This window comes from Dyadobacter sp. CY327, from assembly GCF_021390415.1.
GTDB lineage: Bacteria > Bacteroidota > Bacteroidia > Cytophagales > Spirosomataceae > Dyadobacter > Dyadobacter chenhuakuii.
Window position 1 is genome coordinate 2,212,428 of sequence record NZ_JAJUXJ010000001.1, and the last position, 12,895, is coordinate 2,225,322.

At 45.5% G+C, this 12,895-nt stretch carries 12 protein-coding genes; 4 read left to right on the forward strand and 8 right to left on the reverse strand.

Going from position 1 to position 12,895, the window contains the following annotated elements; all coding sequences use genetic code 11:
* The first annotated feature begins 146 nt into the window (after window positions 1–146).
* On the forward strand, window positions 147–1,430 hold the full coding sequence (locus LZG74_RS09320) for a sorbosone dehydrogenase family protein (protein ID WP_233796268.1): 1,284 nt from the start codon (window positions 147–149) through the stop codon (window positions 1,428–1,430).
* Between the two features lies 1 nt (window position 1,431).
* Here LZG74_RS09320 and LZG74_RS09325 read toward each other — a convergent pair whose 3' ends face one another.
* Window positions 1,432–2,196 carry an SDR family NAD(P)-dependent oxidoreductase gene (locus LZG74_RS09325; protein WP_233796269.1) on the reverse strand — a complete coding sequence of 255 codons (765 nt, stop codon included), beginning with the start codon at window positions 2,194–2,196 and terminating at the stop codon, window positions 1,432–1,434.
* Window positions 2,197–2,339: 143 nt separating this feature from the next.
* Window positions 2,340–3,125 (reverse strand): DUF1080 domain-containing protein, encoded by a 786-nt coding sequence (locus LZG74_RS09330; RefSeq protein WP_409014449.1) that lies wholly within the window; start codon window positions 3,123–3,125, stop codon window positions 2,340–2,342.
* 276 nt (window positions 3,126–3,401) lie between these two features.
* On the opposite strand from LZG74_RS09330, the gene LZG74_RS09335 reads away from it, so the two are divergent.
* Entirely contained in the window at window positions 3,402–3,911 is a 510-nt protein-coding gene (locus LZG74_RS09335; protein ID WP_233796270.1) for a hypothetical protein, read from the forward strand.
* A gap of 52 nt (window positions 3,912–3,963) precedes the next feature.
* Here the strand turns inward: LZG74_RS09335 and LZG74_RS09340 are convergent, their stop codons facing one another.
* The 3 genes from LZG74_RS09340 to LZG74_RS09350 are packed head-to-tail and all read right to left on the reverse strand — an operon-like array spanning window position 3,964 to window position 6,846.
* The gene (locus LZG74_RS09340; RefSeq protein WP_233796271.1) at window positions 3,964–6,339 is read right to left on the reverse strand and encodes a prolyl oligopeptidase family serine peptidase; all 2,376 of its coding nucleotides are present in this window, start codon (window positions 6,337–6,339) and stop codon (window positions 3,964–3,966) included.
* Window positions 6,340–6,374: 35 nt separating this feature from the next.
* Window positions 6,375–6,662 carry a hypothetical protein gene (locus LZG74_RS09345; protein ID WP_233796272.1) on the reverse strand — a complete coding sequence of 96 codons (288 nt, stop codon included), beginning with the start codon at window positions 6,660–6,662 and terminating at the stop codon, window positions 6,375–6,377.
* A gap of 34 nt (window positions 6,663–6,696) precedes the next feature.
* Window positions 6,697–6,846: a hypothetical protein gene (locus LZG74_RS09350; protein WP_233796273.1), complete on the reverse strand. Its 150-nt coding sequence runs from the start codon at window positions 6,844–6,846 to the stop codon at window positions 6,697–6,699.
* 115 nt (window positions 6,847–6,961) lie between these two features.
* Between LZG74_RS09350 and LZG74_RS09355 the strand changes: the two genes are divergently transcribed.
* Together LZG74_RS09355 and LZG74_RS09360 are read left to right on the forward strand one after the other, a co-directional pair.
* Window positions 6,962–9,466 carry a M1 family aminopeptidase gene (locus tag LZG74_RS09355; protein WP_233796274.1) on the forward strand — a complete coding sequence of 835 codons (2,505 nt, stop codon included), beginning with the start codon at window positions 6,962–6,964 and terminating at the stop codon, window positions 9,464–9,466.
* 434 nt (window positions 9,467–9,900) lie between these two features.
* On the forward strand, window positions 9,901–10,404 hold the full coding sequence (locus LZG74_RS09360) for a DinB family protein (protein ID WP_233796275.1): 504 nt from the start codon (window positions 9,901–9,903) through the stop codon (window positions 10,402–10,404).
* Here LZG74_RS09360 and LZG74_RS09365 read toward each other — a convergent pair.
* Genes LZG74_RS09365 through budA form a run of 3 tightly spaced genes read right to left on the reverse strand, consistent with a single transcriptional unit; the run spans window position 10,401 to window position 12,803 of the window.
* Window positions 10,401–11,030 carry an HAD family hydrolase gene (locus LZG74_RS09365; RefSeq protein ID WP_233796276.1) on the reverse strand — a complete coding sequence of 210 codons (630 nt, stop codon included), beginning with the start codon at window positions 11,028–11,030 and terminating at the stop codon, window positions 10,401–10,403. The two genes, LZG74_RS09360 and LZG74_RS09365, sit on opposite strands and share 4 nt — an antisense overlap.
* Window positions 11,031–11,084: 54 nt before the next feature.
* The gene (locus tag LZG74_RS09370) at window positions 11,085–12,107 is read right to left on the reverse strand and encodes an alpha/beta hydrolase (protein WP_233796277.1); all 1,023 of its coding nucleotides are present in this window, start codon (window positions 12,105–12,107) and stop codon (window positions 11,085–11,087) included.
* 3 nt (window positions 12,108–12,110) lie between these two features.
* Window positions 12,111–12,803, reverse strand: coding sequence for an acetolactate decarboxylase (gene budA, locus LZG74_RS09375; RefSeq protein WP_233796278.1), 693 nt, complete (start codon window positions 12,801–12,803; stop codon window positions 12,111–12,113).
* Window positions 12,804–12,895: the final 92 nt, after the last annotated feature.

Consider the following 12,895-nt stretch of genomic DNA (forward strand, 5'->3'; position numbering starts at 1 on the left):
AAATCATTCCAATTTACATTTATATAAGGAAAATTGAGCGGCACAACAAGTAATAAAGTTTCGGTGAAATGCTTTCTAATATAGACACGAAATTTGTCCGCATGGCGGTCAGCAATTTATTTATTTAACTCATTATTACTCATTGCATGAGCAAAAAATTATCAAAAATCACAGGGGCATTTCTGGCATTAGCAGGCGCCACCGGCTTGTTTGCTTACACAAATGTTCCGGCTAATCCTCCTACATCCGGTAACAAAAAATTCCCGATTGAAGCAGCTGAACTTAAACTGCCCGCCGGCTTTTCAGCAAAAATCCTGGCAACAGACCTCGGCGCTACCCGGCACATGGTGATCGGGAAAAATGGTGATATGTATGTGAAGCTTTCCAAGCTGAAAGACGGAAAAGGGATTTACCACATCAAAGATACAAACGGCGATGGTGAAATTGAGAGCAAAACGCTTTTCGGGGATTACCAGGGAACGGGCATTGCAATCAAAAACGGTTATTTATACAGCTCTTCCAACAAAGGCGTTTTTCGTTATAAACTGAATGATAAGGAGGAAGTTGTAGATTTTGAAAAACCGGAAAAGATCATTGAAGGACTGACCGATCATGGCCGCGATAATGCCAAGCCGATCACGCTGGATAATGCGGGTAGCATTTATGTTACAGTAGGTTCATACAGTGATAATTGCCGTGAAGCCGGGTCGGGGAAGGGAATGTCACCCTGCACAATTCTGGATTCTGCGGGTGGAGTCTGGAAATTCAAGGCGGATAAAGCCGGACAGACTTTTTCGGACGGCGTACGTTTCGCGACGGGTGTAAAGAATGCAGTAGGAATTGACTGGGATCAAAAAACAAATGCATTGTACGCAACCGTGCACGGGCGTGGAAAGTTTGATGATTTTTACCCTCAATACTACACTCCAAAACAAAGTGCTGAACTTCCTGCTGAAACCCTTTACAGATTAAAAGAAGGCGACGATGCGGGCTGGCCCTACATTTACTACGACCATTTCCAGAACAAAAAAATCCTCGCACCGGAATATGGCGGTGATGGCAAGAAGACGGCGGGTGAAAAAGCGATCAATCCTCTGGTTGCGTTTCCGGCGCATCTCGGTCCTAATGCGATCATGTTTTACACTGGTAACCAGTTCCCGGCGAGATATAAAAATGGTGCATTCATTGCATTTCACAGCCAGTCTGCTGAGCTGAAAAAAGGCTATCTGGTTGCATTTGTGCCATTTGTGAATGGTAAGCCTGGCAAATGGGAAATTTTTGCGGATAATTTTGCCGGAACTGACCTGGCTAAACCAACCGGCCCGATCCAGCATCGCCCATGCGGTCTCGCACAAGGACCGGATGGCGCACTTTACGTGACCGACGACCTGAACGGCACTATTTTTAAAATTGATTACAAGAAAAAATAAGTCAGAGGCTTAATCCGCCATCAACATTAATATTCTGGCCCGTGATGAAGCGCCCGGCTTCGGAACACAATAAAACGGCCATGGCAGCGCAATCCTTCGGGTCACCAATCTGGCCCGAAGGCGTTTCCAACCGCTTGTTAATCCTTTCTTCGACCTCCGGAACATCCTGTTCGAGCCGTGGCGTTCCGATGACGCCGGGAGCCAGATTATTAACGGTCACGCCTTTGTCAGCGAACTGCATGGCCAGATTTTGCACCATATTAAGAACAGCCGATTTTGTAGCAGCATAAACGAGCATGGAAGGATGCGGCCTGGTTTGCTGTACGCTGCCTAATGTCACAATGCGTCCCCAGCCATTCTGGATCATCAGCGGAGCGAATTGCTGGATAAGCAAGAGCGTAGACCGGAAGTTGGCATTAATCTGTGTGTCAAAGTCCTCGAAACGAATTTCATCCCAGTTCTTCGGAATCTGGACAGAAGCATTCAGTACGAGAATATCCACATGCTGTCCGTTTTGTTTAACATGATCAAAAATTTCAGAAGCAACATTGGCCTTCGCAAGGTCCGACTGGACAACGGAACATTTGACCCCCAATTCCCTGATTCTCTCTGCCACTTTTTCGCCCTCATCTTCGTCGCTCCTGCAATGCAGAATTACATTTGCGCCATATTCGGCCAGGGCCAGTGCAATGCCTTCGCCGATTCCCTGGCTCGAACCGGTTACCAGCGCAGTTTTTCCTTTTAAGTTGAAGTTTTCAGAGATCATAACGTTCGTGTACTAAGACGTTCGTGTTTAAAAACTCCCGAAAACAATATTTTCATGCCAATGTTGCTGGCCAATGCCCTGCAAATTGCCAAAAAAAATGCCTGCCCGAAAAATCAGGCAGGCTCTAACAACGGTTATTTTCTTTAAAAATCGGTATTTGGTTTATCCAGGGATTCCTCTTTTATCCAGATATTCCGATAGTAAACATCATGGCCTTCGGATTGCAGTTTCAACCCGCCCGGTGTGTCTGTAATGCCTTTTCCTCCATCATTTCCACCATCGATTCCGGAATTAGGACCACCCCAAACCTGGCTGATCTGCTGATTGGTATGAACCTTTTTACCATTGAAATACAATGTTACCATAGGCTTTTCAACCAGCTTGCCTTCCTTAAAACGAGCCGCCCGGAACAAAATGTCATAGGAATTCCACTTGCCTATGCCATTATAAGCGGCATAAGGTGACCTGGACTCGTTGATGACCGCAGCCATTCCGTGAGACGTGGTATCGCCGTCCAAAACCTGGATTTCGTAACGGTTTTGTAAATAAACGCCGCTATTGCCGCCTTCTTTGGTAATAAGGAATTCGACGTGAGCGCGGAAATCCTTAAACTGCTTTTTGGTAACAATGTCCGCGGAGCCATACTTTCCGCCAGCAGATGCTGGATCGTTGCAGTTGATAACCGTTCCTTTGTCCACCGGATCGTTTACTACGGTCCATTTGATAGGAGGCTTGGCCGAAAAGCGCGGACCTTCCCAGTAAATCCACTTCTCATCCAGCATTTTGCGGCTGCCGTCCATGAAAACCTCCGCACCTTTCGGCGCCTTCGTCCCAACGCCCACCTGTGCATGAGACACCGCCACAAATGCAAAGGCAAGTAAGCCCTGGACCGTAACTGCCATTTTTATTCTGGAAAAAATCTGCTTCATATAGAAGATGTTAGTGATTGAAATCGGTTGGTGCCAGTTTTAGTCTGGCATTGTTGATAAGGCTTACTGAATTTGTAAATACTCTTTTTGCGATGTCTTTTGTTACGATGTAGAACAAAAGCCACATGTAACCTGACGTATAATAACGTAAAAATCAGTCGGTTCCACACTCACAGCTCTTTCAGGAATAAAATCACGCATTTCGCTGATGGAACGGTTCTTTACTCTGAGCGCATAAATTATTTAAGTAGATGTTGAACTATTACGAGGAGAGAGATGATGAACAGCACACATACCAAAAGAAGCGTCAATACCGTAACGAGTGTATTTGCGACCAGAACAGATGCGGAAAACGCATATAAGGCATTGTTAAAACTTGGCTATGAAGCGGAGGAAATTACGCTGATCATGTCTGAAGAAACGAGCGAAAGACTTTATCAATATCATGATAAGGACTATGACGATAAAAGAGAATCGGGTTTAGGAAAAGGTAAAAAGCTACAGGTAACCAGGATCTCGGATGCATTGGATGTGTTAGGTAGGTTTGTGGCGATTCCGGGACTGGCACTTGTAGTGGCAGGGAAATTGGACGAAAGAGGTCAGCGAGCTATTGCAAGCACTGTTTTGTCGGACGAATATGCGACTTATTTTCAGAAACGCATTCAGGAAGGCGAAATCCTGATCGATTTTGGCTTACATAATATTAAGGAACGCAACCTGATTATGAACCTTTGGGAAAATTACGGCGGTTATTCGCTGGTCCGCAGGGTCAACAACGCAGCATAAGGGTGTTTTCAAATTGAAAAGCCGTGCAGGATTTCCTGCACGGCTTTTTGTCTTATAGTTTCTCCTCAAAAAGCTTTAATATCCGCTTATATTCATCCATCCAGGACGACGCTTCCACAAAAGCGTGGTCTTCCATGGGGTAGGAAGCTAGTTCCCAATTGTTTTTACCCAGTTCGATAAGCCGTTGCGAAAGTCTGACAACATCCTGATAATGGACATTTACATCCACCATTCCGTGGCACATGAGCAAGTGGTTTTTAAGACCGGCTGCGTGGTATATCGGTGAGCTTTTTCGGTAAGCGAGGCTGTCGGATTGTGGTTCGTTGAGAATGTTGGCTGTGTAGGGATGATTGTATGCAGCCCAGTCCGTAACCGGGCGCAGTGCTGCACCGGCAGCGAAAATATCGGGCGTTGTAAAAAGGCCCATTAATGTTATAAAACCGCCGTAGGAACCGCCATAGATTCCTATTTTCTTTGGATTGATCCCATAATTTTTAACCAGCCATTTGGCACCATCCGTGTTGTCTGTGAGATCTTTACCTCCCATAAAGCGGTAAATGCCCGTGCGCCAGTCGCGGCCGTAACCCGAGCTTGCCCGGTAATCGAGGTCAAGCACGGTATAACCCTTATCCACCAGCATGTTATTGAACATATATTCCCTGAAATACTGGCTCCACCATTTGTGCGCGTTTTGCAGATAACCGGCTCCATGTACAAAAATGACCGCTTTGCCATTTGATTTTTTAGGTTCGTAAACCCTTGCATAAATGTCCTGTCCGTCGGTCGCCTTAATGGTGACCACTTTGGCTTTTCGCCATGCGTAAGATAGGAATTCAGGAGACGTAGATCTGGTAACCTGCTCTGAGTTAATGCTTTTTGTATTTGCGTCTGGATTATCCATTACGAACAGTTCCCAGGGAACATTGCTCTGCGAAGAGCGAACAGCGAGTTTGGTCTCGTCCGGAGATAACGTTACTTCGTGCGCGCCGGTCTGCTGCGTAATGCGGGTGCGCGGTCCGCCCGTTACAGACATTTTATAAAAGTGCTGCTCTCCCGGATGTACTTCGTTGGTTATGAGGTAAAACGATTTTTTGTTTTTTGATAAAACGACATTTTGTATTTCAAATTTCCCACTGGTAAGCGCCGTTTTCTTGCCGCTGACAACATCCAGACTGTAAAGATGCGAGTAACCCGTTTCCTCACTCTGGAAATAAATGTTGTTATCATCAATAAAGCCAATTTCTCCCGAACTCATCGGATAACCGCCAATGCCCGGCCCGCCGATCCAGGCTTCATCCCGCTGGCGATCCAGCAATTTCAATGTTGCAGTTTCGGGATCAAGCGCCATAATCCAGCGGTCCTTGCCGTCCAGCGAGCGGACAACCACCACTGCATTTTTGCTGTTATCCGACCAGAACGGCCCGTTAATGACCACGTCCCGCTCTTTATCTTTTTTCCAGGCGGAATCCAGTTTGGGATAATCTTTCAGATAATCAGGCTTGTCACCGATGCCCGGAATGTTCTTTACTGCAACTTTTAATGTTGTATCTTTTTTAATATTATAAACCCAGAATTCGGATTGCGAAACTGGCGCCCCGACTTTGGTCCTGGCATCGATATCTTCTGTAAAACCGGATTCAGTGACGTAATTGGGAACAATAGTCGACTTTGCGGACTTGTTCGGTTGCGTCAACCGGTAAGTAATGAACTGCCCGTCCGGACTGATTTGCTGGCTGGAAACGTTCTTTTCGCCCAGGTAAATTTCTTTCGGATAAGCTGCCTTTTCGGCATCGGTTATTTTTTTGCCCGCATCTTTCTTCTCATTTCTTTCCTTCAAAACCTCGAACATTGCGAGCTGATCGTCTTTCAAAAATTTTTCGTGGCCTTCTGGTTTGCTATCGGCTTTCTTTGTGCCGCTCTTAAAATCAGTAAGTTGGCTCAGAAGCCCGCTGTCTGGTGCAATGCTGAACAGGTTCATTCCACGTATAAAAACCACGCGCTGGTCATCGCCACTGAAAGCTGGATTACTTTCCCGCTCGACAGTGTTAGTAAGCTGTCTGATTTTGTAATCAGTAGTTGAGATCAGATAAATGTCCCCATTCTTTTCGTAGAGCCGCTGCGTTTTTTGCTTGTTAAAAACATCACTTTTACCGGGCAATGTTTTGCGAATAGCTGGGGCTATCTTGCTGATTTTCTTGGAAGTCAGATCATATCCATACAGCGAGTCAGCCGCATGCTTATCCGGATTCCAATTGAAATAAATCGTCTTGCTATCCTCAGACCAGCTAATGTCGCTCGGCGAAGTTCCGATCCACTTCTTAGGATCCCGCATAATCTTCTCAACCGTAAGCGGACCGAGGGTTTGGGCTTTTGATATACTGGAAAACAGAAGTACGGCAACGGCGGCGTAACGTAAAATTTGACGCATGAAAGAGGCTTACGGTGTTGTAAGAAATAAATTAATCAGTTCTGATCGTGGTAAGGGATGGCTTTGATCAGCCGGATATTATTGTACTCTTCGATGACCACCGTATTCTCGGCTGAAATAATTCCCCGTTTGATCCAGTTGCTTACGGTTTGTGTATTTGGGATATTGAACCTCTTGCAATATTCTGCAATGGTGATCCAATCATGCAGCTCATATCTTTTTCCGTCCTTTGAAAGATAGTTTTTCGCCTCTTCAAGCATTTCCCGACTTTCGGAAAGCAAAGTGGCCAACTCATCCGACTTTGGTTTTGCTATTGTTTGCATATCATTAGTTTGGTTAAAGGCATTAAAATCTGCCTCACTTTTTACTCAGCACTGCCAGCACTTCCATTATTTTAGTTATCACATCCAAAATGTCATCGATTTCTTCTGAGCTAAGTCTGTCCTGATTATCCCGCAAATACTGCCTTAATGCAGCTAGCCGCATTCTCAAATCGATTTCATTCATAGTGTGTAAATCAAAAGTGAATAAATGTAAACAATGTTACGGTGCGTAACAACAAAACTATGGCGCAAAATTAAAATGCTTAATGCTATTTTTGGCGATTACCATTTACTCACGTATGAAAATTTCTGGCTGGATTGCTTTATTGATTGTTGTTTTGTTTCAGTTTGGATGCTCGGATCAGAAGTCGAAAATACCGGATAAAGGCGTTAGTTATCAGCTCAATGAGCGGCGGAAAAGTACGATTGACAGCATTGATTATAACATTCAGCTTGATATTCCAAGTAAGAAAAGTGAGCAGATAAAAGGCATTGAAACAATTTCTTTTAACCTGAATGCGCTCGATTCGGCGCTGGTTTTGGATTTTAATTCCGATAGCACACACATTATTTCTGTACAGTCCGAGGGCGACGAAATCGAGTTTGAAGTGGCCAACCAGCACATTATCATTCACCCCGAAGGATTAAAAAAAGGAAGAAATACATTGACGATCGGCTTCATCGCCGGTAACCTTTCACTGAACAGGAGTGACGAATATCTCTACACGCTTTTCGTTCCCGACCGCGCTTCGACCTGTTTTCCTTTGTTTGATCAGCCCAATTTAAAGGCCACATACAGCTTAACATTAAGTGTGCCCGACGGCTGGGAAGCGGTTTCGAACGGAAGTTTGAAGTCCAAAACGTCGAGAAGCGGCAAATGCGTTTTTCAGTTTACCCAAACCAAGCCCATCAGTTCCTATCTGTTTGCCTTTGCAGCCGGCAAGTTTTTTAAAACTGAAAAAACGGTAAAGGGAAGGGCAATGACCATGTATTACCGCGAAACGGATGCTGCCAAAGTGAACCGGAATAAGGATGAAATTTTCGATCTGCACGCCAAGTCGCTTTCCTGGCTGGAAGATTATACGAACATTGATTACCCTTTTGGAAAATTTGATTTTGTCCTGATTCCCTCATTTCAATATGGCGGAATGGAGCATCCGGGTTCTATATTTTACAATGAGCCGGCGCTGATTCTGGATGAAAATGCGTCGGTGAATGAGAAAATGGCACGGGCGAGTGTTATTGCGCACGAGTCGGCGCATATGTGGTTTGGCGATCTGGTAACCATGGACTGGTTCAATGATGTGTGGCTGAAAGAGGTTTTTGCCAATTTTATGGCTGCAAAAATCGTCCATCCAAGCTTCCCCGAAATCAACCACGATTTACGTTTTCTGCTGGCACATTATCCGGGCGCATATGAGGTGGACCGGACGGCCGGCACAAACCCCATTTTGCAGAATTTGGGTAATCTTAAAAATGCAGGGACATTATACGGAGCCATTATTTACATGAAAGCACCTATCGTAATGCGCCAGCTTGAACGGAAGATAGGAACGAAGCTCATGCGCGAGAGCCTTGGGGAATATCTGAAAACCTACGCATTTGGAAACGCCCGTTGGGATGATCTGATACATATTATTGATAAAAAAACACCGCTCAACATTGCGGATTGGAGCCAGGTGTGGGTAAAAACGCCGGGTATGCCCGAGTATCAATATGCTTCCGGCGAAGGAGCGGGGAAGTACATTCAAAAACAAGATTCTGTCTCGAAACGCACCTGGCAGCAGCCGGTTGGACTGAAAGATTTTGAGATTAGGGGCCAACATTACCGCTTCCCGAATCCGGATGGCACTGCATATGGTTATTTTAAGATGGATAGTGGGAGCACCGATTACTTTTTTCAACATTATAACCAATCCGGTGATTCTGTTTTGTCAAAGCCCGTTTTCCGCGGAGCAATGCTTGTGAACATTTGGGAAGGCTTCCTACGTGGCGAAGGCCCGGCAGCTAATCAGCTTTTGCGTAATGTGCTGCACACATTACCCAGGGAAAAAGATCCGTTGCTCACCGATTATTTGCTGGGGCGCCTGCAAAGCCTATGGTGGTCGTTCCTAAGCGATGAAAGCAGAAACAGATATCAGTCGGAGGTTGAAAAAGTGACCTGGGATTTACTCAATTCGACAAAAGATAAGGGAATCAAAAAGTCATATTTCCGGACATTCAAGCGTATTGCGCTCAGTGATGACGCTTATCAAAAAATGGAATCGCTATGGACTAAAACTTTGATAATTCAAAACCTTACATTGTCGGAGGAAGACAATATTTCGCTGGCTTATGAACTGGCTATCAGGGGCAAGGGAGATGTGAAGGCGATTATGCAGACGCAACTCGATAGCACCAAGAATCCCGACCGAAAAACGAGAATGCAGTTTGTCATTCCTTCATTAAGTCAAAGTGAAGCTGAGCGGGATGCGTTTTTTGAATCTTTGAAAAAGCCGGAAAACCGTGAAAAAGAAGCCTGGGTGCTGGACGGGCTATCGAATCTGCATCATCCATTGCGATCCGCTAGCGCTATCAAATACTTGCGGCCGTCGCTGGATCTGTTGCAGGAAATCCAGCTCACAGGCGATATTTTCTTCCCGACGCGCTGGACCAACACCACGTTTTCTGGACATTCGTCCGGGGACGCGACCGACATTGCCACAAAATTCCTTAACGAACATCCGAATTACCCTTACTTCCTCAAAAACAAGGTGTTGCAGGCCATCGACATGCCGCAAAGAGCTGCAAGGTTGAAGCGTTAATAAAGGTGTTATGCATAACGTGTCATCCCTCCGGGATTTCGTCTAATGCGGATGATCTGTTGCTACCAATATGTCATCCCTTCGGGATTTCGGTTAATGCCGATAACTTGTTGCTACCAATATGTTATCCCGGAGGGATTTTGTTTAATACGGATGACCTGTTGCTACCAATATGTCATCCCTCCGGGATTTTGCTTAATGCGGATGACCTGTTGTTACCAATATGTCATCCCTTCGGGATTATGTAAATCGCGGAGCGATGGAATATTGGTAGAAAAGTGACCGCCTGAACAAAATCCCGGAAGGATGCAATGACAAGCCCTATGCACAATCATTTCCCTCAGCCGGGGTGTACTTAACAAGTTGGGTTGTTATGCATAACGTTTCATAAACCGGGCACTATTTTTTTGCATTTAAAGTAAAAAATAGACGCTATGGAAAACAAACTTTTTGCGACTGCCTACATCCGGGAGTTGGAGGCAGAGTACACTTCCACTAAAAAGTGCCTGGAAAGAATTCCTGAATCAGCTTATGGTTTCAAACCGCATCCCAAGTCGATGGAAATGGGTTACCTGACGCTGTTGGTAGCCGAAATTCCTTTATGGGTGGCGGTGATGGTGGAAGAGGGCGAAATTGATTTCGTAACCTTCAAACATCTTGAAACCAGGGAAAGAAATGCCGTGGTAAGGCATTACGACGAAAGCATTGAGCGCGCAAAAACCGCGCTCCAGAATGCCACGGAGGAAAGTCTGGCGAAAGAGTTCAGGCTGATGAACAACGGCCATCTTTTATATGCGCAACCCATGATTGAAGCCATCGGATCAACGATCAACCATTGGGTACATCACCGCGGCCAGCTTACTGTATACATGCGGTTGAACGACATTGCAGTTCCCTCGATTTACGGGCCGTCGGCGGATGACAAGAGCTTTGGCTAAACGCGTTCAAAGCGTTCTTTTTTCAAATCTTCCAGAATCTCTTTGGTTGATTCGAAACCCGTGTGGTGAAAAGCTCGTAACCCGAGCTTTTTTGCCATATTAGCGAACATGATCCGGTCGTCGAAATACACACATTGACTCGGCGTGGCTTGCGCTATGCCCATAGCCAGTTCGAATATCCGCGGGTCGGGCTTGCGCATTTTTACTTCGCAGGATGAGATGAAAGCGTCGAAACAGGTGTGCAGTTTGAATTTCTGGACGCGGTAATCATTCAATTCCTTGCCTTCGTTATTGATTGATATAATGCGAAAGCCGCAGTCCTTTTTCCATTCTTTCAGCCAAGCGAGCATTCCGGGAAGCTCCACGGATTGCGAATACATAAACTCCTTAAAATCTTCACGCACAAAATCCCTGGGATGATTGAAAATCACCGTGTCCAGATATTGATCCAGATTAATGCTGCCGACTTCGTAGACATTGAAAATGAAATTATGAAGCTGGTCCATTTCCTTGTAATCCAGCCCGAATTTCTCTGCGGCCAGGATGCGGGATTCATGGCCCCAGCCATTGCTGAGTAATACGCCGCCAATATCGAAGAAGAGAATTTTTAGATCACTGATTTGCATTGCGAAAGGAATTTGCCGTTAACAGTTAGTCACGCCTGCAATATATGAAATATGCTATTTCACATTGCGTTTTGCCCAATTGAAAATGGTGGAATACACTTCTTCCCGCACGGGTTTCCGCGAGAGAATGAGGTCATGCATGCCGCCCTGAATCGCCTGAATGCTGTATTGACCCACAATATTTTGCGCCTGACGCGCGATTTCCTCCACATTCAGCACTGCGTCGCCGGTAAACATGACGTCGCTCCATTTCTTCTCGTCAATCGATTTTGCCGAATGAAGAACCAGCACGGGTTTGTCGATCTGCAATCCCTGAGATAATTTGAGCTGGCCCAAATGTATAGCCCTTATCCAGCCGAAATTAACGGGTGGGGCAATATGTGGTTTCCAGCCCAGATTGTAAGTCCACTCACCATGTGCGTCTTTATGCAAACTTTCTCCATATAAGGGACTTAGCCCTGCGCTAATGGTCGTTTCGGGGTGCTTTTCCGCGCGTTTTACAATGACAGGAATTGCGGTTTTTTTTAAAACGGATTTTACATTTAAATCAAAAAACGGACTGTTTAATAAAATCGCGTCAAACATTTCCTTCCCATTCTGCTCTGCTGCGTAAAGCGAAATGATCAATCCACCTGTTGAATGGCCGCTGAGGAGGATTTTCTCCGATCCTTCGGCCTTCATAACACTTAAAACGGTGTCGATATCAGCAAAATACTCGGACAGGTCGCGGACATTGTTGAACTTTTGATTGGCCAGAAAAGAGCGCCCGTATTTGCGTAGATCAACGGCGTAAAAGTTGTAGCCTTCCTGAATGTAGCGCTCCGCCATTTCTTCCTGGAAAAAATAGTCGTTGAAACCATGCACGTAAAGCACGGCCTTGTTGCTTTTTTCAGGGGTTTGTTTCTTAATAATGGTGCACGTTACACTGCCCTCGTAATCAGCAGGTTGCACAATGGTCGCCTGTTTGAATCCATTGCCCAGTATATCAGCAAAATAGGTGACCTGTGCGTGTGCGGAACCGATACCGACGATGGTCAGGGTTAGATAGAAGAGCAGGGTTTTTGATAAAGAATGCATCAATTACTCGATTTTTTTAAGTTCAGCACCGCGGTCGGGTTGTAGGTTTACATTCAAGAACTCCGCATTGGTGTTATTTTCAATTGTAAATCCTTTGGCAAAATCAATTTCAACGATTACTGCGTCTGTATCAAATTTGAAAATATGTCCCCCCGCTTTGAGATCGTCCGCAATATAATGCAAATGAAATCCCGGAACATTGGTTCTGGCCAGATACGGCGGGAGCAGGAATCCAACGCATGTGCCGGTTGTGTTATTGTAGTTGAAAAGTTTCTGATGCTCACCCAGATGTGCCGGAAGCGTGGTATAGGGTGGTTTCGCCGGACTGGCGGCCCGGGTGGTCATTTTCGAGAATGTTCCGGTGATCTTAATTGCGTAAATGGTGTTGGCGTTCAATTTCTCTATGAGACGCTCCTGCAATTTTTCGTAAGTCAGATTCGGTTCTTTCAGATAGATCGTCGTATCAGCTTTGAAAAATTTGACAAATGCGGCAGAGGTGCTGTCGCTGTCGGGAACCTCTTTCACACTGCCGTCTGAGCTCATTTTGTAAACTTTACCTTTGAGCATAATTAACTCGCCATCCACTTTATTAAATGTACCCACGCCAAAATCGCCTTTCGGTTTCAGGTTTCCAATGGTAAGGTCGCCATCAAACACACCGGCCATCAGCGCATCAATAATAGAGTATTGATACATAAAATCCTGCTCGGAATGAGCTCGCGAACCAGCCTTTCTGGCAGATTGACAGCAGCTCAAAAAAACGGAAAGAATGCACGCGGACAGAAGGG

What these genes read in the sequence shown, in the direction of transcription:
- LZG74_RS09320 (WP_233796268.1), top strand. Translation starts at nt 147, where the DNA reads ATGAGCAAAAAATTATCAAAAATCACAGGGGCATTTCTGGCATTAGCA.
- LZG74_RS09325 (WP_233796269.1), bottom strand. Translation starts at nt 2,196, where the DNA reads ATGATCTCTGAAAACTTCAACTTAAAAGGAAAAACTGCGCTGGTAACC.
- LZG74_RS09330 (WP_409014449.1), bottom strand. Translation starts at nt 3,125, where the DNA reads ATGAAGCAGATTTTTTCCAGAATAAAAATGGCAGTTACGGTCCAGGGC.
- LZG74_RS09335 (WP_233796270.1), top strand. Translation starts at nt 3,402, where the DNA reads ATGATGAACAGCACACATACCAAAAGAAGCGTCAATACCGTAACGAGT.
- LZG74_RS09340 (WP_233796271.1), bottom strand. Translation starts at nt 6,339, where the DNA reads ATGCGTCAAATTTTACGTTACGCCGCCGTTGCCGTACTTCTGTTTTCC.
- LZG74_RS09345 (WP_233796272.1), bottom strand. Translation starts at nt 6,662, where the DNA reads ATGCAAACAATAGCAAAACCAAAGTCGGATGAGTTGGCCACTTTGCTT.
- LZG74_RS09350 (WP_233796273.1), bottom strand. Translation starts at nt 6,846, where the DNA reads ATGAATGAAATCGATTTGAGAATGCGGCTAGCTGCATTAAGGCAGTAT.
- LZG74_RS09355 (WP_233796274.1), top strand. Translation starts at nt 6,962, where the DNA reads ATGAAAATTTCTGGCTGGATTGCTTTATTGATTGTTGTTTTGTTTCAG.
- LZG74_RS09360 (WP_233796275.1), top strand. Translation starts at nt 9,901, where the DNA reads ATGGAAAACAAACTTTTTGCGACTGCCTACATCCGGGAGTTGGAGGCA.
- LZG74_RS09365 (WP_233796276.1), bottom strand. Translation starts at nt 11,030, where the DNA reads ATGCAAATCAGTGATCTAAAAATTCTCTTCTTCGATATTGGCGGCGTA.
- LZG74_RS09370 (WP_233796277.1), bottom strand. Translation starts at nt 12,107, where the DNA reads ATGCATTCTTTATCAAAAACCCTGCTCTTCTATCTAACCCTGACCATC.
- budA (WP_233796278.1), bottom strand. Translation starts at nt 12,803, where the DNA reads ATGTATCAATACTCTATTATTGATGCGCTGATGGCCGGTGTGTTTGAT.